Raw genomic sequence first — 23,379 nt, forward strand, 5'->3', positions numbered from 1 at the left:
TGATGGCCGGGGCGGGATGCCGCCCCGGTGATTTTTGGAGTTTTGAATGCGGATATCGGGTAATCGTCATATTTTGGGGTGGTTGTTAATTTCGCCAGCGGTAATTCTGTTGGTGACTTTTACGCATTACCCGTCTGTTTCCAGTTTTTTTTCCAGTTTGTTTAGTCGTGGCAATCCGATACGCCCCTCTAAATTTGTCGGTGCTGACCAGTATACCGCCATGTTGGAAGACCCTGTCTTTTGGACAGTTCTGGAAAATAACCTGATTTACGCTGCCGGAACCATTCCGGCTTCAATTGGTTTAGCTTTGCTTATGGCCGTTTTGGTGGATCAGATGCTGCCCGGGCGTGCTTTTTTAAGGCTAGCCTATTTTACACCTACAATCTTGCCGATGATTGCCGTCGCAAATATCTGGCTGTTTTTCTACACACCTGAAATAGGTCTTTTGGATCAAGTTCTAAGGCCTTTGGGAATTGATACCCCTAACTGGTTGGGGGATCCCAGCACAGCTTTGTGGTCAATCATTTTCATAACCATCTGGAAAGAAGCAGGCTTCTTCATGATCTTTTATCTGGCAGCCTTGCAAACGCAGTCACCAGAGTTAAAAGAAGCCGCCAAGTTGGAAGGGGCAAGTGCGTTTACATTCTTCCGGAGGGTCACATTTCCTTTGTTGATGCCAACCACCTTATTCGTATTGGTGAACGCAGTATTGAATTCATTCAAGCTGGTGGATCATATTTTCATTCTGACCAAAGGTGGTCCAAATAACGCGAGTAGCTTGATCCTTTATTATATCTACGAAACAGCCTTTTCTTTCTTTGATACGCCGTATGCAGCGGCGCTGACCATTGTTCTTCTAGGCTTCCTTGCTCTGTTGGCATTTGTACAGTTTGGCCTGCTTGAAAAAAGGATCCACTACAGATGAGGAACTTTATCCCTTACACCTTAACCAGTTTTGGGGCATGGGCACTGGCAATCTTGTGGATTTCGCCATTGGTTTTCGCTTTTTGGGCGGCATTCCACTATTCATCAGACGCCATTCATTTTGATTTGCTGGCGCCGCTTACTTTCGAGAATTTCCGCACCGTTTGGGAGCAGGCACCTTTCCCCCGATATATGTTCAATACTTTCGTGCTGGTGACAGGATTGTTGATCTCCCAATGCGTGCTGGCCACCTTGGCAGCGTTTGCATTTGCCAGAATGAATTTCTGGGGCGGCAGTGTTGCTTTTGCGTTGGTGTTGGTTCAGTTGATGGTAACCCCTGAGATTTTAATCGTAGAAAATTACGCAACCGTTTCTGCACTTGGCTATGCGGATAGCCTTGTTGGAATTGGACTGCCTTATGCAGCTTCAGCCTTCGGAATTTTCCTTCTTCGTCAGAGTTTTAAATCTATTCCGAAGGAGTTGGATGACGCCGCGCGGATGGAGGGGTGCTCAACACTCGGAATTTTGTGGCGGGTCTATGTTCCGTTGGCAATACCAACTTATCTTGCATACGGGCTTGTCTCCATTAGCCATCATTGGAACAACTTCCTGTGGCCCCTGGTGATTTCAAACTCGGTGGAAACAAGACCTTTGACTGTCGGTCTTGCTATATTTGGCGCGCCTGAATCTGGTGTGGAGTGGTCAGAGATCTCAGCGGCCACCCTTATATCGATTGCTCCGCTGCTAATTGCATTCCTTTTGTTCCAACGTCAGTTTATCAAATCCTTCATGGCATCCGGCATAAAATAGTTGCCTGATATCAAGCGATAAAATTCAAAAATTAAGAACTGCGCAACTATTTGAAACTAATCTTTCCTGCAGGAAAGAAGTTTGAGTTTTGAGGGGGAGATGCGCAGGAAAGGCTGTTACTTTTCTGGTGCACTACTCGCATTTCGGGAAAAAGATGGTCGCTGGTGAACTAATACTGTTTCTGTGTTTGTTTACAGCCTTTGTTGTGTTGTTACGACAAAGGCTGAAATTCACGCGTGTTCATATCGGACCAAAGCTGGTTATTGTCGGGCTTGGCCTGGTTTCGCTAACCTCTTTTATTGATTTCCTGGTCGTTGGCCCCAATCATGTACTTCCAACCGGCATTCATGATGAAGAATTTATCGAGTTCTGGCGCATTTATGGCTATGTCCCCGGGATGATTTTCATCCTTTTGGGGATGGCTGGCTTTATCCCTGCAATGGGGGCATTGAACAAGGCTTACGATGTGCGTGAGGCTTCGGAACGGAAGCTGCTGCAGCAGGCCGTTGATCTGAACGAAGCCAAAATGCGTGCTGAAAAAGCAGAACTTATTTTGCGTGAGGCACTTGAATCAATTGCGGATGCCTTTGTTATCTTTGATGCAGAAGACAAACTGATTGCCTATAACAGTCAGTATAAAAAGCTCTTCCCAGATGTTGCTGATATATTGGAGCCAGGTGTTACCTTCGAGGAGCTTATTCGCTATCAGGCAATGACTTCGGATTTGCTGGAAAGTGACGAGGAGAAGGAAAACTGGGTGCAGCAACGCCTTGAGGAGCATCGAAACCCAGACGAAGCTAAAGAGCAGATTTTTAAAGACGGCCAGATTTATAGGCTGTCCGAGTTTAAAACCGCATCTGGCGGAACCGTTGCGGTTCGAACCAACATAACGGACCTTCGTAATCGCGAACGCGCCCTTATTCATCTCAATGAACGTCTGGAAGAAGCGCAATCAGTTGCCCATCTTGGTAGCTGGTCAAAAGAGCTTTCATCAAACAAGTTGGAATGGTCTGACGAAGTCAGCCGTATTATGGGATACGAACTTGGTACCATTCCGCATGAGTATAGTTACTATACGGATCGCATTCACCCGGATGATATCGACGAGATGTTTGATATCGTACGCAGCGCCCTTAAAGAACAGGATGGATATCAGGTTGAATACCGAATGGTTCACCCTGATGGCAAAGTTGTTCATGTCAGGGAACTGGGTAAGGTGGTCAAGAACTCAGCCGGAGAGCCTGTCGCGCTACATGGTACCATGCAGGACATCACTGCTGAGCAGGAGGTGGAGCAGGAGCTTCTTGAAGCCAAAAAGAAAGCGGAAGAGGGAACGAAGGCAAAATCAATGTTCCTGGCCAATATGAGTCATGAACTTCGAACTCCGTTAAATGCGATCATTGGTTTTGCAGAAGTCATTTCAAAAGAGATATTCGGCTCGATCAATAACGAGAAATATAAAGAATATTCTGAAAATATTCTCTCTTCCGGTCAGCACCTGTTGTCATTGATTAATGATATTCTGGATTATTCCAGACTTGAAGCAGGCAAGTTTGAATTGGATGAGGTTGAGGCCGAAATGAGGGAAATTCTGTCCTGGACAGAACTTCTGCTGCGGCCTCGTGCCCAGGAAAAACATATTGCCTTAAATGTGGATCTGGATACCGACCTTATCTTTAGCGGTGATGAAAGAAAGATTAAACAGGTTCTGATCAACCTTGTGAATAACGCGGTTAAATTTACACCCCCAAATGGAGTGGTCGACGTCTTTGTCGAAGATAGCGATTTTGACCATGTGAGAATTGTTGTTCAGGACAATGGTTACGGAATCAGTGACGAAGATTTGAAACAAATCATGCGTCCCTTTGTGCGGACAGTTAATTCGATGACCCGTTCAATTGAAGGAACGGGGCTTGGATTGCCGCTTTCCAAATCCATTGTCGAATTGCATGGCGGCAAACTGGAAATGCAGAGCAAACAAGGAATTGGAACACGTGTGGACGTGTTAATGCCGCGTCGCCGGTTTGAGAAAATGCAAACTCTCAAAAAAAAGGCTTGATTTCATTCCGAAATAAATTCATATGGGCTTCGAAGACGTAATGGCGCACGTGCCACGACGCTTGTCTCCATAATGGATTGTACGGGCAACGACGCAAATCGTCCTTTCTTGGTTTTCTGGTGTTTCACCAGTAGGATTGATTGAGGGGTTTGCCGTAGATGAACTGAAATCCGTAATTGTATTCCCTCCAATTGAAATTGCCGCGAACCGCTAATGGTTTGTATTATTTTCTTTTGGAGAAATCTGTCTTGCTTCTTGAACGTTGAGGAGCGGAACGTAATGGCACCCGAAATTGAGCGATGAGGTGCTGTCTGACAACATTCTAATAATTGGATTAAAGCCCATGCAAATTGCTCTACAAAAAAAAGCATTAACCCTGGGGGAGTATGAAACTTCGTCATTGGGATTGAGAGCTTACAATGACGAAGCGACAGCGCTTTCACTAGAGAATTGTGCAGATGCAGTACATTTTCTGTATCCGGAAATTCTGACTGGCAATCTCGCAAAATTTACAACTTCCTTCGCTGGGACAACCCTGTACGCGATTAAAGCCAACCCACATCCATCACTGCTAACCTTTATGTGGAAGCATGGGATTAGAAGTTTTGAAGCTGCCTCCATCCGGGAGATACGTTTCATTTTGTCACTCCTGCCCGATGCAGAAATCTATTACATGCACCCTGTGAAAAGCAGGCAGTCTATTCGCGAAGCCTACCAACTGGGTGTAAGAGCGTTCGCCTTCGACTGTGCTGAAGAGCTCTACAAAATTGAAACTGGAACAGATCATGCTGAGGATCTAAGCCTTTTCCTGAGATTGCATATGGATCAAGCTGATGCCCGGTATCCACTCAATGACAAATTTGGGCTGTCGCTAAATGAAGCGCCACTTATCCTTCAACGGATGCAGTCTTCTGCAAATAAATTGGGTGTTACTTTCCATGTTGGATCTCAATGCATGAACCCTGATGCCTACCGTCATGCGCTTTCACAGGTCAGAATGGTGGTTGATCAGGCTGGTGTTGACATTCATGCTATCGATGTTGGTGGTGGGTTCCCTGTTTCTTATCCGGGTATGGATAACATCGACCTGGCGCCCTATTTTGATACAATTAAACAGGCAATTGCCGAGTTTGATTTTGGTGATGTTGATCTGCTGTGTGAGCCGGGAAGAGCGCTTTCAGGAAATGCAGGCGCGGTCGCGGTCCGTGTCGAACTTAAAAAGTCGTCGAACCTGTATCTGAATGACGGAACTTACGGTGCCTTATTTGATGCAGGAATTTCGAACTGGAAATATCCTTTGTCTGTTGTGACTTCGGATGGACGCACGCTGGACCCATCAGAAAGTGACTATAAGTTCTATGGTCCAACTTGTGATAGCCTGGATATGATGGCGGGCCCTTATAAATTGCCTGCGGATATTGAGGAAGGTGATTGGATTATCTTCCATCACCTTGGCGCATATGGTTATGCCATGCAGACAAAATTTAACGGATTTTATTCTGACACCGTTGTCGAGATTTCGGCTTTGTGATCAGTGACGTGTAGGTTTTTAAAATGAACGATCAGACTGTAAATATTGAAAAAACGGATTTGCTGACCAAAAAGGTTGAGCATATCGATATCAAAAGCTTCGATGCGCGCCCAATTGTTGAGGCGATGAGCAAGATGTCTTTTTCTTCCCGCGATTTGGCCCGCGCAACTGAGATTTTTAACAAATCAGTTGCGGACCCTGACTGCGCGGTGATCTTGACACTTGCAGGCTCAACATCAGCAGGTGGATGTATGCATGTATATCGGGATATGGTCGAGTGCGGCATGGTCGATGCGATTGTATCAACCGGTGCCTCCATCGTTGATATGGATTTCTTTGAGGCATTGGGTTTTTCTCATTATCAAGGTGATCCTTTCATGGATGATCGGAAATTGCGGGATCTGTATATTGATCGCATTTACGATACTTACATTGATGAAGAAGAGCTTCAGTCCTGTGATGAAACCACTAAAATCATCGCGGATAGTCTGGAAAAACGCCCGTATTCTTCGCGGGAGTTTATTTATGAAATGGGTCGTTGGCTCAAAGACAATGCGGTCAAGAAAGGGAGCTTGATCGAAACCTGCTATGATCACAATGTTCCGATTTTTGTACCTGCATTCTCCGACTGCTCCGCAGGGTTTGGTCTGGTGAAACATCAGGTGGAAAATCCGGATCAGCATATGAGCATCGACAGTGTAGCTGATTTCCGTGAACTTACAGAAATCAAGATGGCGGCAGGTACAACAGGTTTGCTGATGATTGGTGGCGGGGTGCCCAAAAACTTTGTACAGGATACCGTTGTTTGTGCAGAAATCCTCGGTAAAGAGGTGGAAATGCACAAATATGCTGTTCAGATTACTGTTGCAGATGTACGTGATGGTGCCTGCTCTTCCTCAACGCTGAAAGAAGCGTCAAGTTGGGGGAAGGTTGACACAGTATATGAGCAGATGGTTTACGCGGAAGCAACAACTGTTGTTCCTCTGTTGGCATCTGACGCTTACCATCAGGGAGCTTGGAAAGACCGTCCACGCCGAAACTTCTCAAACCTGTTTAAGTGATAACGGATGCAGGATCTGAAAAGTAGAGTTTTGCCTTCTGAAGAGGGGTTCTTAGGCCTCTCTCCAGAAGATGCAATGCCTTTTGAAGAGGCCAAAGTTGTTATTGTACCTTTTGGTCTGGAAGCCTCTGTTAGTTATGGAGGAGGGACGTCCAAAGGCCCTGCGGCGCTTATTGAAGCGAGCCATCAGGTTGAGCTTTTTGATGAAGAGTTTTGGACTGAACCCTTTCGTGAGTATGGTGTTACGACGCTGACTGATGAAGCGGTAGATGGCTCCGATATTCCTGCGGCACTGGATCAGTTGGCAGCTATCAATTCTACCCTCCTTGCAGCGGGCAAATTTCCGCTGGTGGTGGGTGGTGAGCATTCCATTACCCCAGGTGCTATCAGACCTTTTCTGGAAAAATACCCTGATCTGGCAATTTTGCATTTTGATGCTCACGCCGATTTGCGTGATGGGTATGAAGGGGAGCATTATTCTCATGCGGCGGCCATCCGCAGAGTGTTAGATCATCCGACAGTTCCGATAGTTTCTGTCGGGATTAGAAATATCTCTGCTGAGGAAATTCCGTTTCTGGAAGAGAATAGGGACCGTATTCAAATTCACTGGGCTTATCAGAAAGACACTTGGGATGTTGAGGAAATTGTGAGACCTCTTAAAGGGCGTCCAATTTATCTGACTTTTGATTTGGATGGATTTGATAGTTCCCTGATGCCCGCCACAGGAACACCAGAGCCTGGGGGGCTGTTTTGGGATGATGCGCTGAAAATTATCCGCAGGGCTGCTGTTGTAGGGAATATCGTAGGCGCAGATGTCAATGAGTTGGCACCAATGGAAAGTTTTCATGCACCAGACTTCCTGGCTGCGAAACTCGTCTACAAGATATTAAACCATACATTTTGCGATCCCGTTTAGAGATATCGTCACAATATTGCCCGAAAATAACCCTTTTAGGGCTATCAAATTGGCATAATTCCTCGTCATCGTGGAATTATGAAAAAACCTACTTTTGAAAAATACACATGGTTTGAAACCTTTAGGTTCCTTCACCCAACCTACACAGGGTGGGGGTTTCTGGTTCGCGTGTTGATAGTTTTAAATTTTGTAGGTGGCCTTGGCGCGGCGATTTTGCTTTTGAATGAACGTCCTACTCATTCAATTGCAGCCGATGAATGTCGCTATTGCTCAAACCTGCAGAAGCCATTAGAAAGCCAAAGTCGGTTCGTTGGTTAATTAACCATAGTTCATTTTCCTGTTTATTTAAATTTAAGCCTTGTTTTTTATCAAAAGAGGGTGCGTCATGAATATGCCATGGTTGCTGTCTAATTTGCTCGACCAATAGGGCGTACCTATCGTGTGAGGGGAAAAATTGGCTTTTTTTCATTTGTTTGTTTTGGCGGTTATTCAGGGGATAACCGAGTTTTTGCCAATTTCCTCTAGTGGGCATCTTGCTCTGGTTCCAATTTTAACAGATTGGCAAGACCAAGGGCTGCAACTTGATATTGCCACACATGTTGGAACACTTTTGGCAGTTGTCCTCTATTTTCGATCCGATATCATTTTTATGATCAAGGGACTGGCTGGTCGCGGGAATGCAACTGATGTCATTTTCGGGCGTCAGCTGTTCTTTCATACAGTCATTGGATCCATACCCGCCGTCTTAGCGGGGGCTGCCATATACTTCGTGTTGGAGGCAGAGCTTCGATCCCTGCTTATGATTGCCGTGATGACGTTGTTCTTTGGTATTATTCTTGGCGCGGCGGATCTTTTCTTTAAGGGTGATAGGGATTTGCGGGCCATGAACAGCTGGGATGCGCTGTTTATTGGGATTTTCCAGATTTTTGCTTTGTTTCCGGGAACCAGTCGTTCTGGTGTTACGATGACTGCAGGTTTGCTACGTGGAATGGATCGTAAAGCAGCAGCTCATTTTTCCATGCTGTTATCTATCCCGATTATATTTGGGGCAGGGGTAGCTGGCACAGGAAAAATTATTGCAAATGGTCAGGTCGAAGTTGGTCTAAGCGCACTAATCGCTGCTTTTGCAGCATTTGTGGTTGCCTATCTCGTTATTAAGCTGCTGATGGATTGGATCGCGAAGATTGGATATATGCCCTTTGTGATTTATCGTTTGGTGCTGGGTATTCTCCTGCTGATAGTATTTTCAGTAAGCGGTTGATCTTGAAAAAGACATTGTTCTTTCCTATTTATTAGGGCAATGTCAATTAAGGCGGTGGGTCAATGTCTATTCGAAATATTGCATTAGGAACGCTGGTAGCTGTCGGCACTGTTGGAGTGGCTAAAGCTGAGACCCTAAATATGACCCATTCCGTTTATCTTGGCGGGTTCTTTATGGGCACCTTCCAAACCGAATTTAACCAACTCAATGATAGCTATTCCATTAAAGCCGTTGCGAAAAGCAACAGGAAACTGGATTGGTTTTTCACTTGGGATGCAGTAGCCTCTAGCGAAGGTAAACTTAGCGGCAACAAAATCCTACCTTCAGAACACCGCTATCAGAGCAAATGGAAAGATGAACAGCGCGGCGCTGAAATTCTTTTTCAGACTGCCGCCCCTCCTAAATATGAACTTACGGGAAAAAAACCCAACAATCCGAAGAAATCCACACCGCTTAAACATGTTGAGCTGATGAAGGCCGTTGATCCGCTAACGGCGATCATGGCGGCGACTTTCAAACTGGAAAGTGATGGCAAGTGTAATGGGCAGTATCCGGTTTTTGATGGACGTCGTCATTACGAAATCAATCTGAAGGACATTGGTGTCGCCTCTTTTAAGAAGTCAAATTATTCAGTTTTTAAGGGTGAGGCAAAAGGTTGCCGTATTACCTATAACAAACTTGGCGGTTTTAAGAAAAACTCTAATTTTGAACTTGAAGATGATTTGGATATCTACATGGCAGCTCCTGTGCCGGGAGGGCGTATCGTGCCTGTTCGTATGAGTGTGGATACCGAATTGGGTGGGTTTGAGTTACATCTGGAACGTTACAAATTCCGTGATGTCCAACTCGCGAGCCGTAACGCGAAGTAAGTTTTCCAAACAACTTGAGGAGTTAAGCTGTGAATGTTACAGAGCACTTTACCTTGCGTGAATTAACCCATAGCGATGTGGCCTTGCGGCAAGGTATTGATAATACACCCTCCCCAGAGGTGGCAGACGCGCTCACCAAATTAGCAGCACATATTCTTGAACCGGTCCGGCAACATTTCGTGACCCCTTTTTCACCAAGCAGCGGATACCGCTGTATCAAACTTAACCGGTTAATAGGATCAAATGATAATTCGCAGCATGTTAAAGGGCAGGCTGTGGATTTTAAAATTCCAGGAAATGATAATTACGATATCGCTTTTTGGATTTATCAAAACCTGGATTTTGATCAGATCATTTTGGAATGCTATACACCGGGTGACCCGCAAAGCGGATGGGTCCACTGCTCATATGTGGAGACAGGAAACCGAAAAGATGTGCTGACCTATACGGGGCGGGAATATCTGCACGGATTAATCAGTTAGCGAGTAGCGGTAATGATCCGCTTGATTTTATGTCCTTCAGAACAATGTTGGATTTAACATGAGCGATACCCGGTAATCTGAAAATAAACTCATCCAGAAATTTGTTAAATTCAGCAATGTTTCTCACGACGACCCTTAAGTGATAATCCGCATCTCCGGTTGTGGCATAACAATCCAATATTTCCGGCCGCTCATTAATGGCGTCAATAAAAGCCTGCACATTCTCTTCTTTTTGACGAGACAAGCTGACATGCAGGATCGCGGAAAATTCAAATCCCGCAGCGCTTCTATCCAGTTGCGCTCTATATCCTTCTATAAGGCCAATCTCTTCAAGGCTTTTGACCCGCCTCCAACAGGAGGAAGGGGATATAGAGAGATTGCTAGCGAGCTGTGCGTTTGTCGCTCTACAGTCCTCTTGCAACAGGTTCAAGAGTTTTAGGTCAATATCATCAAGCATTCCCATATTTTATATAATGTGGAATTATTTTTCAAAAATAAAATACAGAATAAAAAATATAGTCATTATTTCGGGAAATGCGGATTAAGACTGGTAAGAGTTTTCAGAAGCGGCGTGATAAAATCTAATCAGGTTGAGCTGTGGAGCGAGGAGAGTATCTATGTCCAGCAATGAGAATATCGAAATCAGGGACTATGAACTGAAAGATCGGTATTTCCAAAAGACGGGGCGGGTCTTTTTGACGGGTACGCAAGCACTGGCGCGAATTCCATTAATGCAAAAGCAGCTTGATAAAGACAAAGGTCTGAAAACAGCCGGGTTTATTGCCGGATACCGTGGCTCGCCGCTCGCGACCCTTGATAAAGAGCTTTGGACATTGAAAGAGACGCTCAAGGAAGAGCAAATCGAGTTTATCCCTGCTGTAAATGAGGAGCTTGCTGCGACAGCGGTTCTTGGATCGCAGCAGGTCGAAACGGATCCTGAAAAAGAAGTGCAGGGCGTTTTTGGCATGTGGTACGGCAAGGGGCCTGGGATTGATCGTGCAGGTGACGCGTTAAAGCATGGCAATGCCTATGGATCCTCACCCACGGGCGGCGTTCTTGTGGTAGCTGGCGACGATCATGGAAGCGTGTCTTCCTCCATGCCGCATCAGTCTGATGTGGCGTTTATGACATTCTTTATGCCAATTCTAAATCCTGCCAATGTTGCGGAATATCTGGAATTTGGGGAATATGGCTACGCCCTGTCCCGCTACAGTGGCATGTGGGTAGGCTTTAAAGCGGCCACTGAAACTGTTGAAAGTGGTATGAGTGTAGAGTTGAAAGCGCCGCGAGAGTTTAAAGTGCCTGACTTTACGCCGCCACCTTCAGGGCTTCACTATCGGTGGCCAGATCTGCCGGGCCCCCAGATTGAGGAGCGCTTGGAGGCTAAAAAACATGCGGTACTTGCCTTTGCAGAGGCTAATCCAATTGACCGTCATATCTATGATGTGGCGGAGGCTAAGTTTGGTATTGTGACAACCGGTAAGGCGCATTTGGATCTGATGGAAGCGCTTCGACTTCTCGAAATTGGGGAAAAAGAGGCTCGCGAAATCGGTATCGACATTTACAAGATCGGAATGGTTTGGCCGCTCGCTAAAAAGTCATCATTGGATTTTGTGAAAGGCAAGGAAGAGGTGCTTGTCGTTGAAGAAAAGCGCGGCATTATTGAAAGTCAGTTTAAAGAATATTTCTACGATCATCCGGGTACAAAGCCGCTCAGAATGGTTGGGAAGAATGACGAGTTTGGCGCACGCCTTATTCCGTGGATTGGTGAACTCAGCCCACGTCAACTGGCGGTCATCGTTGCCAAAAGACTTCAAGGTGTCTTTCCAGATTTGAAACTGGAAGAAAAAGTAACCGCCTTGATGGCAGAAGATGCCGTTTGTCTTCAAGTGGAAGGCGCAACACGTAGTCCCTACTTCTGTTCGGGGTGTCCGCATAACCGGTCCACAAAAGTTCCAGAAGGGTCAAAAGCTCTTGCCGGTATTGGCTGTCACTTTATGGCGAGCTGGATGAACCGAGACACCAACTATCTTATCCAGATGGGCGGCGAAGGGGTGAATTGGGTAGCCAATTCACGTTTCAACGGAAACAAGCATGTATTCCAGAATCTAGGAGATGGGACCTATTATCACTCAGGCATTCTCGCTATTCGTCAGGCTATCGCTGCGAATACAAATATCACCTACAAAATCCTGTTCAACGATGTAACGGCGATGACCGGAGGGCAACCTGCGGATGGCCCTGTGGATGTTGTCTCCATTGCTCATTCGTTACGTGCGGAAGGTATTGAACGGATTGCACTTTTATCCGATGATATTGGAAAATTTGATCCAGCTGACTTTCCTAAAGGGGTGACTTTTGACGATCGGATTGCTCTGAACAACATTCAGAAAGAGCTGCGTGAAATCCCTGGTGTGACAGCCCTCATTTACGATCAGGCTTGCGCAACAGAGAAGCGCCGTCGTCGCAAAAGAGGATTGATAGAAGATCCAGCCAAATTCGCTTTTATCAATCCGGATGTTTGTGAAGGGTGCGGCGATTGTTCTGTAGCCTCAAACTGCCTGTCCGTAGAGCCATATGAAACAGAGTTTGGTCGGAAAAGGCGAATTAATCAGAACGCCTGTAATAAGGATTTCTCCTGCCTTGAAGGCTTCTGCCCGAGTTTTGTGACGATTGAAGGCGGGCAGCGTGCGAAACCAAAAGTGAAAGACCTAACGGCAGTTTTGGAAGAGCAACTTTCTAAGCTGGATACGCCTTTCGTGAAGGCGCTGGATCGTCCTCATAGCCTAGTTGTTACCGGTGTTGGCGGGACAGGTGTTATTACGGTGGGGCAGCTCATCACAATGGCCGCTCATTTGGAAAATAAAGGGGCATCGGTTCTTGATTTTATGGGATTTGCCCAGAAATTTGGCCCAGTAATCAGTTATGTACGCCTTGCAGAAGACCCTGATCAGATAAATCAGGTACGCATTGATGATAACTCAGCCGATGCGCTTATCGGGTGCGATATTGTTGTAAGTACATCCCCGAAGGCGTCAGCGACCTACCAGCGCGGTGTAACGCAAGGGGTAGTCAACACGGCGAATATGCCAACAGGCGATTTTACCCTTAACCCAGATGCAGACCTGAAGTCGGATCAACGATTTGAGTTGCTCGACGCTACGTTGGGGGCAGAGCATCTGTCAGGTGTAGATGCCAATCGGGCAGCAGAAAAACTTCTGGGGGACAGTGTGTTCGCCAATGTTTTGATGCTGGGTGCCGCCTGGCAAAAGGGACTGGTTCCCCTTTCGTTCAGAGCTCTGATGCGCGCAATTGAGTTAAATGGCGTTGCGATTGAAAAAAATATGCAAGCCTTCAAATGGGGGCAAGTGCTTGCAGCGAAACCTCTATTGCTGGAAGAGCTGACGGATAGGGAAAAAGCAGCGCTCGAAAAGACAACCGCAGAAATCATCGACGATCACGTTAAGTTTTTGACGCAATATCAAAACATAGCATGGTCTCAAAAGTACAGGGATTTTCTTGAGGAAGTTCGGAGTGACGTCTCTGATGATGAGCTTGTCCTCATTGCGAAAAGCTTGTTCAAACTGATGAGCTATAAGGATGAATATGAAGTTGCACGGCTTCATTCCTCTCGTGACTTTGAAAATAGAATTGCCGATCAGTTTGAAGGTGATTTTAAAATTATTCATCATCTTGCGCCGCCACTCTTGGCAAGAGGTGAAGACAGCCGTGGTCGTCCAAAGAAAATCAAATTCGGACAATGGATCCGGGGAGCCTTTCCGGTACTTGCAAAGATGAAATCCGTGCGGGGAACTCCATTCGATATTTTCGGATATCATTCTGAGCGTAAAATGGAACGCGAGTTGATCGAATGGTACAAGAGTGCTGTCCGCGGTGTGCTCTCCGATCCTGACACGGTCGGAAGTGATCGCAGAATTTCCGTCTTCACCCTGCCGCAGGAGATAAGAGGCTTCGGTCCTGTGAAGGTGCAAGCTGTTGAAAAGGCAAAAGAAAAACTGAATAAACTGAGTTAACCTTTGTAACTTCAATGTCAAAAATCATTGGAATGCCGCAACGTAACGCTTATATAATGCGAAACGCGGGTTGGACCGAGCTAGGTCAAGGGGAAGCCAATGGTAGACGCAGTATTGCCGAAGGTCAGCGAGCGCAGTGATAAGGAGGCGTCTCCAGACGAGCTTGCCTCCAATCAATTTCTTGAAGAAGCGCTTAAAGAGAATAAACGAGAAGGGCTTGTTCTTGCTGTCAAGGCGCGAACCATAGCCCTTTCTGTTGTTGGCGTTTTCCTTTTCTTTATGGTTGGGGATTGGAGTTTTCTCTACTATGAGGCGCTGATTGGCGCCTTTATGCTGAACGGCTATGCTCAGTTGAAGCTAGGTCGAGTTGGCCGCTCCAGAATTGAGCTCCTTCTGCTGGCGCTTGATTTGGCATTGATGACAGTAACACTAGTTGTTCCAAATCCTTTTTCTCATCAAGATTGGACTGTAGCGCTTCAATATCGGATCAGCAATTTTTCCTACTTCTATATTTTGCTGGCAGGGGCAGCACTTGCCTATTCCTGGAAAACCATGTTCGCAGTTACATGGTATACGGCACTTCTGTGGGCGATCGCTTATTACTGGGCTATTCAGCAGCCAGGTTTTGATACATACATCTCTGAGCAGATATCAGAATTGCTAGGCCATAAACCAGAGATTTTGGAACTGCTTCATCCGGATTCGAATCTTTTACATATGCGCTTTGAGGAGATCCTCATTTTCGCGATTGTTGCGGGAATTTTGGCATTGAACAGTTGGCGTTCCAATAGGTTGTTGATGCGTCAGGCTGAAGCAGCGAGAGAACGTGCCAATCTGGCTAGATACTTCGCTCCGAGCATGGTTGAGCATCTCGCTGGGCGGGATCATCCGTTGCGTGACGTGAGATCCCAGTCGGTTGTGGTGATGTTCGTGGATATTGTTGGCTTCACCAAGATGGCGGAAACAGCATCTCCGAACGAGACAGTGATGTTGCTTCGAGAATTTCATAATCTGATGGAGAAGGCTGTCTTTGATAATAACGGGACACTGGATAAATTCCTCGGGGATGGTTTGATGGTCACTTTTGGTACCCCGATCCCCAGTAAAGATGATGCAAAGAACGCTATAAATTGTGTACTGCAAATGCAGACAGATGTGAAAAGCTGGAATGAGAAAAGGAAATCACACGGCCTCCCGGAAGTGAAAGCTTCAATTGGTGTTCATGCGGGTGAAGTGGTTCTAGGTGATATTGGATCAGAGCGGCGATTGGAATTTGCAGTGCTCGGGGACGCCGTGAACGTTTGTAGCCGACTAGAAGCCCTGACACGCGAATTGGCTGTGAAGGCAGTTGTAAGTTCAGCTGTTGTAGAGCAGGCAGGTGGTTCTGACTTTGCGGTTGAGAAGGGATTTGCTCATCACGGCCCAGTAGAGCTTAGAGGCCGCAATGAGGCTGTTGATATCTGGACGCGGCGGGATTAACCGAAATTAAGGTCTGCGACAAACGGATTGGATTGTTTTTCCTGCCCAAAGGTCGACATGTTTCCATGGCCGGAGACAAAAGCTATATCATCACCGAGAGGGAACAGCTTTTCACGTATGGAACTGATCAGCTGGTCGTGGTTCCCCTGTGGAAAATCAGTGCGGCCAATTGATCCCTGAAAAAGCACATCACCGACAAATGCAATTTTTTGATCTTTGTTGATAAATACAACATGACCCGGAGTGTGACCCGGACAATGCAGCACGTCCAATGTTTCGTTGCCGACAGTTACAGTGTCTCCATCATGAAGCCAGCGCTCAGGTGTAAATGCAAAGGATGGGGGAAAGCCGTATCGAGAACATTGTTCCGGTAGTTGATCGATCCAGAATTTGTCTGCTTCATGCGGTCCTTCAACAGGCACACTGAGGCGTGTTTTGAGCTCTTCCGTTCCGCCCGCGTGGTCAAGGTGGCCGTGGGTGATCAGAATCTTTTCAATTTCCACGCCTTGGTCTTCGGCGGTTTTGACAATGTGGTCCAGGTCTCCACCCGGGTCGATCACGGCGGCTTTTTTTGTCTCTTCGCACCAGATCAATGTGCAATTCTGGGCAAAAGGTGTGACTGGTATAATTACGGCTTTCATCTTGCTCCGATCGGCGGCATGGCCGCATCAATTCTTGTTTGTTGAGGCTTATATAGCAAAGTTAGTCAAGTCTGACCACTCTCCTCAGCATGTCCCGCCTCTTCCAATAACCAGTTTTTTAAGTGCTCGATGTTCGGATTGCGCCGGGAAGAGGTAGAGGTGACAACATGAAACGGGTGAGTTGAGGGGCGTTCAAGATCGAATAACTTAACAAGACGGCCGTTCTTGATGTCCTCTCGGATGAGAATGTCGATCCCAATGACAACCCCGATCCCTTCAATAGCTGCGTGAAGGGCCATGTCAGCGCTTTCGAAATTCATGCCACCATTTGCGTTGATTTTACTCGCACCAGCATACTCACACCATCTAGGCCAGTCAGTTGGTCGAGGGCTCTCATGAAGAAGAGGGAATTTGTTCAAGTCTTCGAAAGATCTAATTTCTTTCGCGAGAGTTGGGCTGCAAACTGGGAAAGTTTTTACATCCAGTAATTTGTCAATGTTAAACCCACGCTGTGAATAACCTTCCTTGAGCACTTGGATGGACATATCAAAGCCGTCTTCCAGGTAGTCTGCCGCATTTAAGGAAGTTGTCAGTTGGATATTGAGATCTGGGAAATCTTCATGGAGTTTCGCCCAGCGGGGTATGAGCCATCTGACAGCAAAAGAAGGGTAGGTGCAGATAGACAGTGTGTTGTTTTGCGATGTGGTTCTAATTCTGTCGGAAGCGGCTGAAATCTTCTGTAGAGGTTGGGAAATTTCCGCGTGATATTGGCGGCCGATTGCTGTGAGCTCAACCTTCTTGTGGTGACGATGAAACAGTGTTTTCCCTAAAAACTCTTCAAGGCTCTGTATTTGCCGGCTCACTGCCCCGGGAGTGACATTCAGCTCTTCTGCAGCTTTATTAAAACTCAAGTGACGAGCGGCTGATTCGAAAGATTTTAAACCTGAGTTACTTGGAATAATTAGCATTTTAAATATTTTTGATTGAGTAATTATCAATCATAATCAGAAGTTTTTTCGTTTGTCCAGTGTAGATGGATTTCGCACACTTAGCTGCAAATGCAATGCAGGAGATGATGCGATGAACTTCTATAATAAAAACAATGAATTTAACCCTGAAAGTCTATCGGATTGGGTCGCCCCTGATTGTCATGGTCTGAATTTCTATGACATCGATCATTCTTTTCAGGATGTGGCGACAGTTTACATGCCTGAAGAGCTGCAGGCTTTTTTGGCGCCTCATTATCGGGATTTGGGAGAAATTTCAGGAAATGATCTGGATGTGTGGTCTCGTGATGCAGATCGCCATATCCCGCAACTTCACAATCGTGATGCAAAAGGCCGCGATGAAGACTGGATCGAATTTCATCCGTCTTACCGAAAAATGGAAAATGTGGCGTTTGGAAAGTTTGGTCTTCACGCCATGAGTAACCGCCCTGGCGTTTTGGGGTGGGACGAGAAAATTCCGCCTGTTGGAAAATACGGCTTTCAGTATTTGTTCGGCCAATCAGAATTTGGTCAACTTTGCCCGATTTCAGCAACTGAAAGTACGGCGATGCTGATTTCCCGTTATGCAGATGAGGAAACGAAAGCTCTGTTCCTTGATCGGATGCTTTCACAGGATATGGACGATATCCTGAAAGGTGGTCAGTTCATGACTGAGAAAACAGGAGGGTCGGACGTTTCAAATATCGCGCTGCAAGCGCGGGAAGAAAATGGAGAATGGCGCCTATATGGTGAAAAATGGTTCTGCTCCTGCGCGGACGCAGATGTGATCCTTCTCCTCGCTCGTCCAGAAGGTGCACCGGGGGGGAATGCAGGCCTTGGACTGTTTGCATTGCCGCGCCATCTGGAAGACGGTAGCCGCAACAGTTACCGGATTGTTCGCTTAAAGAACAAGATGGGTAGTAAATCCATGGCTTCGGGAGAAATCATTTTTGATGGCGCGCGGGTGTATCCGTTGGGTGAGGTTGGACCTCATGCCAATCGCGGGCTGAAAATGATGATGGACCAGGTGAATATTTCCAGAATTTCACATGGTGTGAGAGCGGCGTCCATGATGCGTCGTTGCCTGAACGAAGCCTTGGCTGTTGCGGGCTACCGTCGTGCGTTTGGTAGTCGTTTGGTTGAAAAACCGCTGCTACGTAGGCAGTTGTTGAAACTAATGGTGCCTACGGAGCAGGCGCTTTCCATGTTTATGTATACGGCCACAATGATGGAAAAAGGGGATGCTGGTGATCAACACGCAGCAAACGTAACCCGTATTCTAACACCGCTTCTGAAATACAGAACTGCACGTGATAACGTGAAAGTTGCAACGGGCGCCATGGAGGTCCGGGGCGGCAACGGTTACATCGAAGATTTTGTGAACCCTCGCCTTGTCCGGGATGCGCATTTAGGTGTTCTTTGGGAGGGGACTTCCAACATTAATTCTATTGATGTGATCACGCGCGCAGTTGCCCGTGTTGGTGCCCATGAAAATCTCCGCGATGACCTGACCAAGATCGTAGAAGATAATAACACGATCCCTGGTCAGTTCGCAGGGCAGTTGAAATCGGTTGTGGACCAGAGTGTTGATTTCGCGGACGCGGTCGCACGGGAAGGGCGTGAGCCACTTTATCGTAAAGCGGCAAGTGCGCTTTACCACACAACAACATCCGTGCTGTTAGCGGATGAGGGATCCAAACTTGGCAAGCAAGGTGGGGATGCAAGGCGTCTTCTGTTATCTCGAATGGTGTTGGAGCATAAACTTGGTCAAAGTAATCCGTTTGGCATGGAAAATGACCAGTTTGAAGAGAAAGCGAGTGCAGCGCTTCTTGATGGCGGGGCAGTGAACTTTGAAGAAGTTTCTGATATATTGAGTTTGTAAGCACCAAATCAAGAACAAGGAATAAGGCGTGTTTCTGAATAATGTACTGAAAAAGAAAGAAGAGCGGGAGCTGGAGGATTGGATCTCTCCCGATTGCAGCGGGTTGAATTTCTTTGAAATTGACCCAAACCTACAGGACCTGCTGCATATATATCTTCCTGATGACTTGAGGGAGCATATGACCCCCTTGTTTCACAAGTTAGGTGAAATTGCAGGGGGGAGGCTTGATGAGCTTTCCCGTGTCAGTGACAAACGCACGCCTATTCTTCATCACCGTGATGCGCGGGGGAGAGACGAGGACTGGGTGGAATACCACCCAGCCTATCGCGAGATGGAGAAAATCGCTTATGGGGATTTTGGGATCCATTGCATGTCCCATGTCAGCGGCGTTCATGGCTGGCCTGAAAAAGTGCCGCCAATGGCAAAATATGTTTTCACCTATCTATTTACACAATCTGAATTTGGCCTGATGTGCCCGATTTCGATGACGGACACGTCATATGGGTTGCTGGCAAAACATGGACCTAAAGATTTTCTGGAAACCTATGGCAAGAAAATGATGTCGCAAGACATGGGTGAGCTGCTCACCGGCGCCCAATTTATGACCGAGAAAATTGGGGGATCAGAGGTTGCCAATCTGGCTGTGACAGCGCGCGAAGAAGGTGGTGTTTGGCGGCTTTATGGAGATAAATGGTTCTGTTCAAATATTGGGGCAGGGGTTACCCTTGTGCTTGCCCGCCCAGAAGGGGCACCAGAGGGGAACAAAGGCCTTGCCATCTTTGCGGTTCCCAGGAATCTGGAAGATGGAAGTCGCAACAAATACCGCACTGTCAGGTTAAAGGATAAACTTGGAACGAAATCAATGCCGTCGGGTGAAGTGATTTTTGAAGGGGCTGTCGGCTATCCTTTTGGTGATGTAGGGGCAAAGCCAAATAATGGTTTGCGCCAAATGATGGATCAGGTCGTTATGTCGCGATTGTCCCATGGCGTAAGAGCAGCCGGTATGATGCGCCGGTGCCTGAACGAGGCGTTGATGGCGTCTCAAAACAGGGAAGTGTTTAGCGAGCCAGTCATCCAGAAACCGTTGATGCGCAGGCAGTTGCTGAAACTTATGATCCCGACCGAACAGGCTTTGTCCATGTTTATGAATGTTTCTGTGAAACTTCATCAGTCAAATCAAGGAGATAGGGACGCTGAGCGCCTCAATCGTATTCTGACTCCACTTCTTAAATTCAGAACATGCCGTGATAACGTAGATGTCGCAGGTGGGGCGCTAGAGGTGCGCGGTGGTGTCGGCTTCATTGAAGACTGGATCAACCCACGCCTTGTAAGAGATGCTTATACGGGCCTTCTTTGGGAGGGGACATCTAATATCAATGCGCTGGATATTACAGGAAGGGCTGTGGCAAAGGTTCGCGCTCATGATGATTTGCAAGATCATTTGCTTGGTAGGATTTCTGCGAAAACCGAAATTCCGGGCCAGTATGCTGGCGAACTGAGCGGACTTTTAAAACGCGCGCATGATTATGCGGATGAAGTAGCGCAAAGCGGAAATGAAACCTTGTCCCGTCAGGCCGCCAATGCGCTCTATCATTCAACCACAGCAGCCTACATGGCGGAAGAAGGAGCCCGCCTTGGTGCAATGGGCAGAGATGCGCGCAGGTTGCTTATGTCACGCATCGTGGTGGATACGAAACTAAAGCCAAGTGATCCGTTGGGGGCTCCTGAAACCTCCTTTGAAGTGGCGGCCGGGAATCGGTTGCTGGACACCACTCCAGTAACACTTGATGAAGCATCAGAACTGCTTCGTTTGGCCTGATATTTCTGTTTAATTTGAATGTCATAGCTCGATTTATCGAGCTGTGACAAAATGTCGCTTAACTAGTTTCGTTTGCGACTTTTTCTGATTAAGTAATTGATTTCAATCAAATATTATATTTTTCTGTAATTCTGTGCTACCCTCCTAAAAGGGATGTGCGACATCCGGACGCATTGTTCCTTGCCTGCCCTTTCGCTTTGATCGGAGCATGGAGAACTAAGGTGACTTAGGAAGGATGGAGAAGATGGCTTTGAATGCTGAAAACACAACTGCGCAAAATGGCGGTTCAGTAGCAAATGAGGGTGGATGCCAACGTTTCAATTCCATGCCGGGGAATGGCGCTCAGCCAAAAACAAATTACTGTAGTGCGTGTGCGGCCCATAAAACGGCGCTATGCGCAAAACTTTCAGGTGAAGAACTTGCAGAATTTGGGGCGCTAAGTCAGCACAAAACTTTTGCCCCTGGACAAACACTTTTCAACGAGTTTGATGAGGCACGCTATTATTACACTGTCGTCTCTGGTGATGTACGCTTGTCTCGGATGCTGGATGACGGTCGCCGTCAAATCACTGGTTTCAAATCCAAGGGTGATTTTATTGGTCTGGGAACTGACGGACACTTCTCGTCTGATGCCGAAGCGATTAACGAAGTTGTGGTTTGTCAATTTACCGTGTCCAACATGAACCACTCCTTAGAAAACTTTTCTGCAGTTCAGGGGCGATTGATGGAAATGATGCAGCACGAAGTGATTGCGTTGCAGGATCATATGTTGCTGCTGGGACGCAAAACACCTGTTGAGAAAATTGCTAATTTCTTATGCGAGAGGGCCAAAAAGTATGCCGGTGTACATCCAGAGGATGAAATGGTTCAGGAAGTTGATGTCTTCCTTCCAATGAGCCGTACAGATGTTGCAGATTTCCTTGGTCTTACCATTGAAACTGTAAGCCGGACGATTACCAAACTTCGCAAAGCGGGCGTCATCGAGTTGGAAACAGCGCAGCATGTCGTCGTTAAGGACTTTGAAGAGCTGTCAATGATTGCAGACGGCGAAGTGTAAGAGGCCCGTTATGGTTACCGATCTAGCCAAAAAATACGCGGCTCCTGTGCCGCGTTACACAAGTTATCCAACGGCACCACATTTTGCACCTTTCTCTGATAAAGAGATTTATGGCCACTGGCTGAACGAATTGGATCCTTCAAAGCCTGTATCGCTCTATCTGCACGTCCCCTTTTGTAATCAGATGTGTTGGTACTGTGGGTGTCATACCAAAATCACTAAGAAATATCAGCCGATTGCTGAATATGCAGATGCAATGCGGGCTGAAATTCGCACTGTGGTGAAAGCCTTGCCTGAAAACATGAAGGTTGGCCATATTCACTGGGGCGGCGGAACGCCAAGTATTCTTTCTGGTGAAGATTTCAAGTCCATCATGGAATTGATTGATGCCCATTTTGAAATGACACCAAATGCTGAAAGGGCAATTGAAATTGATCCGCGCACTGTTGATGCGGATAAAATTCAGGCTTTGGCCGAAGCCGGCATTAATCGCGCCAGCTTAGGAGTACAAGACTTTAATCTGGTTGTTCAAGAAGCAATCAACCGGGTACAATCCTACGAAATGACAGCTGAGGTAGTGCGTCTGCTGCGCGAAAACGGGATTAACAGCATCAATTTTGATCTGATGTACGGCTTGCCACTTCAAAGCGTGCAGGATGTCATCAAAACCGTTGAACTGTCACATGAGTTGCGCCCCGACCGGGTTGCTCTTTTTGGGTATGCCCATGTTCCATGGATGAAAACTCATATGAAAATGATAAATGATGAGGATCTTCCAGGTACGGAGCAACGGGTTGCTCAGGCAATGGGGGCATCCAACCGTCTGAATGAGCTTGGTTATGAGCAAATCGGTTTGGATCATTTTGCAAGCCCTGATGATGAAATGGCAATTGCTTTGAAAGAGCAAAAATTGCACAGAAATTTTCAGGGTTATACGACAGACGAAGCGGATACTCTGATCGGCATTGGAGCTTCTTCGATCGGTAGTCTGCCGCAAGGGTATGTTCAGAATACAGTCCCAATCGGCGACTATAAAAAGCAGGTGTTGAATAACGGTTTCGCAGTGGCCAAAGGTATTGCGGTGACAACCGACGATAAAATGCGGCGGGATGTTATTGAGCGCCTGATGTGTGATTTGACAGTAGATCTTGCAGAGCTAACAGCGCGCCATCACCAATCAGCAGACACCTTTGATGAAGAATTGCAACGTCTTGTCTCATTCGAACAAGACGGCCTCGTGAAACTGGATGAAAAGCGTATTACAGTCACAGAAGATGGGCGATATCTCGTTCGAACCATCTGTGCCGTGTTTGACACTTATCTCAAGAAAGGGGTAGGCAAACATTCCCGCGCTGTATAATTTCACTAAAAGTTATAGTACTTTAGTTCATTAAGGATAGATATTCTGACTATCCTGAGTAGTTGTAAAAAATTGTTTTGAACCACCCTAGTTGGATTGACTCAAGTCAATGCGACAAAGGGGGGTACGAATAGGTTCAGGCTGGGGGTAACCCTGCCTGAATGAAAAGCCAATTCTGGCTTTGCACTCTAGCGATGTAACAAACAACA

General features: G+C 46.7%; 19 protein-coding genes. 16 read left to right on the forward strand and 3 right to left on the reverse strand.

Features of this window, described 5'->3' with window-relative positions; translation table 11 throughout:
- The first annotated feature begins 46 nt into the window (after positions 1-46).
- The 10 genes from GUA87_RS07285 (at position 47) to GUA87_RS07330 (ending at position 9,912) form a co-directional block, all read left to right on the forward strand.
- Positions 47-925 carry a carbohydrate ABC transporter permease gene (locus GUA87_RS07285; protein ID WP_193715911.1) on the forward strand — a complete coding sequence of 293 codons (879 nt, stop codon included), beginning with the start codon at positions 47-49 and terminating at the stop codon, positions 923-925.
- Positions 922-1,734 carry a carbohydrate ABC transporter permease gene (locus GUA87_RS07290; RefSeq protein WP_193715912.1) on the forward strand — a complete coding sequence of 271 codons (813 nt, stop codon included), beginning with the start codon at positions 922-924 and terminating at the stop codon, positions 1,732-1,734. The genes GUA87_RS07285 and GUA87_RS07290 overlap by 4 nt, the downstream gene beginning before the upstream one ends.
- A 154-nt stretch (positions 1,735-1,888) precedes the next feature.
- Positions 1,889-3,793, forward strand: a complete 1,905-nt coding sequence (locus tag GUA87_RS07295) for an ATP-binding protein (protein ID WP_193715913.1) — start codon at positions 1,889-1,891, stop codon at positions 3,791-3,793.
- 343 nt (positions 3,794-4,136) lie between these two features.
- On the forward strand, positions 4,137-5,324 hold the full coding sequence (locus GUA87_RS07300) for a type III PLP-dependent enzyme (RefSeq protein ID WP_193715914.1): 1,188 nt from the start codon (positions 4,137-4,139) through the stop codon (positions 5,322-5,324).
- Between the two features lie 23 nt (positions 5,325-5,347).
- Entirely contained in the window at positions 5,348-6,385 is a 1,038-nt protein-coding gene (locus GUA87_RS07305; RefSeq protein ID WP_193715915.1) for a 1,9-bis(guanidino)-5-aza-nonane synthase, read from the forward strand.
- A gap of 6 nt (positions 6,386-6,391) precedes the next feature.
- Complete coding sequence (gene speB, locus GUA87_RS07310; protein WP_193715916.1) at positions 6,392-7,300, forward strand: agmatinase; 909 nt, start codon at positions 6,392-6,394, stop codon at positions 7,298-7,300.
- Between the two features lie 78 nt (positions 7,301-7,378).
- A complete protein-coding gene (locus GUA87_RS07315; RefSeq protein ID WP_193715917.1) occupies positions 7,379-7,618 on the forward strand; it encodes a hypothetical protein in 240 nt (79 codons plus the stop codon).
- Between the two features lie 136 nt (positions 7,619-7,754).
- Entirely contained in the window at positions 7,755-8,561 is an 807-nt protein-coding gene (locus GUA87_RS07320) for an undecaprenyl-diphosphate phosphatase (protein ID WP_193715918.1), read from the forward strand.
- Positions 8,562-8,623: 62 nt separating this feature from the next.
- Positions 8,624-9,430, forward strand: a complete 807-nt coding sequence (locus GUA87_RS07325; protein ID WP_193715919.1) for a DUF3108 domain-containing protein — start codon at positions 8,624-8,626, stop codon at positions 9,428-9,430.
- A 29-nt stretch (positions 9,431-9,459) separates the two neighbouring features.
- Positions 9,460-9,912 (forward strand): D-Ala-D-Ala carboxypeptidase family metallohydrolase, encoded by a 453-nt coding sequence (locus GUA87_RS07330; protein WP_193715920.1) that lies wholly within the window; start codon positions 9,460-9,462, stop codon positions 9,910-9,912.
- Here the strand turns inward: GUA87_RS07330 and GUA87_RS07335 are convergent.
- Positions 9,905-10,369 carry an Lrp/AsnC family transcriptional regulator gene (locus GUA87_RS07335; RefSeq protein ID WP_193715921.1) on the reverse strand — a complete coding sequence of 155 codons (465 nt, stop codon included), beginning with the start codon at positions 10,367-10,369 and terminating at the stop codon, positions 9,905-9,907. The two genes, GUA87_RS07330 and GUA87_RS07335, sit on opposite strands and share 8 nt — an antisense overlap.
- A 160-nt stretch (positions 10,370-10,529) precedes the next feature.
- Between GUA87_RS07335 and GUA87_RS07340 the strand changes: the two genes are divergently transcribed.
- Positions 10,530-13,946: an indolepyruvate ferredoxin oxidoreductase family protein gene (locus GUA87_RS07340; RefSeq protein ID WP_193715922.1), complete on the forward strand. Its 3,417-nt coding sequence runs from the start codon at positions 10,530-10,532 to the stop codon at positions 13,944-13,946.
- Between the two features lie 99 nt (positions 13,947-14,045).
- Positions 14,046-15,425, forward strand: coding sequence for an adenylate/guanylate cyclase domain-containing protein (locus GUA87_RS07345; RefSeq protein WP_193715923.1), 1,380 nt, complete (start codon positions 14,046-14,048; stop codon positions 15,423-15,425).
- On the opposite strand, the gene GUA87_RS07350 is transcribed toward GUA87_RS07345, so the two are convergent.
- Positions 15,422-16,066, reverse strand: a complete 645-nt coding sequence (locus tag GUA87_RS07350; protein WP_193715924.1) for an MBL fold metallo-hydrolase — start codon at positions 16,064-16,066, stop codon at positions 15,422-15,424. The two genes, GUA87_RS07345 and GUA87_RS07350, sit on opposite strands and share 4 nt — an antisense overlap.
- A 65-nt stretch (positions 16,067-16,131) precedes the next feature.
- Positions 16,132-17,034, reverse strand: coding sequence for a transcriptional regulator GcvA (gene gcvA / locus GUA87_RS07355; protein ID WP_193715925.1), 903 nt, complete (start codon positions 17,032-17,034; stop codon positions 16,132-16,134).
- A gap of 112 nt (positions 17,035-17,146) precedes the next feature.
- Here gcvA and GUA87_RS07360 point away from each other — a divergent pair, with 112 nt between their 5' ends.
- The 4 genes from GUA87_RS07360 to hemN all read left to right on the forward strand — a co-directional run bounded on the left by GUA87_RS07360 (position 17,147) and on the right by hemN (position 23,170).
- Positions 17,147-18,934 (forward strand): acyl-CoA dehydrogenase family protein, encoded by a 1,788-nt coding sequence (locus GUA87_RS07360; RefSeq protein WP_193715926.1) that lies wholly within the window; start codon positions 17,147-17,149, stop codon positions 18,932-18,934.
- Between the two features lie 28 nt (positions 18,935-18,962).
- A complete protein-coding gene (locus tag GUA87_RS07365; RefSeq protein WP_193715927.1) occupies positions 18,963-20,753 on the forward strand; it encodes an acyl-CoA dehydrogenase family protein in 1,791 nt (596 codons plus the stop codon).
- A 244-nt stretch (positions 20,754-20,997) separates the two neighbouring features.
- Positions 20,998-21,810 carry a Crp/Fnr family transcriptional regulator gene (locus GUA87_RS07370; protein ID WP_193715928.1) on the forward strand — a complete coding sequence of 271 codons (813 nt, stop codon included), beginning with the start codon at positions 20,998-21,000 and terminating at the stop codon, positions 21,808-21,810.
- Positions 21,811-21,820: 10 nt separating this feature from the next.
- The gene (gene hemN, locus GUA87_RS07375) at positions 21,821-23,170 is read left to right on the forward strand and encodes an oxygen-independent coproporphyrinogen III oxidase (protein ID WP_193715929.1); all 1,350 of its coding nucleotides are present in this window, start codon (positions 21,821-21,823) and stop codon (positions 23,168-23,170) included.
- The last annotated feature ends 209 nt before the right edge of the window (positions 23,171-23,379 follow it).

The organism is Sneathiella sp. P13V-1, assembly GCF_015143595.1.
In the GTDB taxonomy this organism is placed as follows: domain Bacteria; phylum Pseudomonadota; class Alphaproteobacteria; order Sneathiellales; family Sneathiellaceae; genus Sneathiella.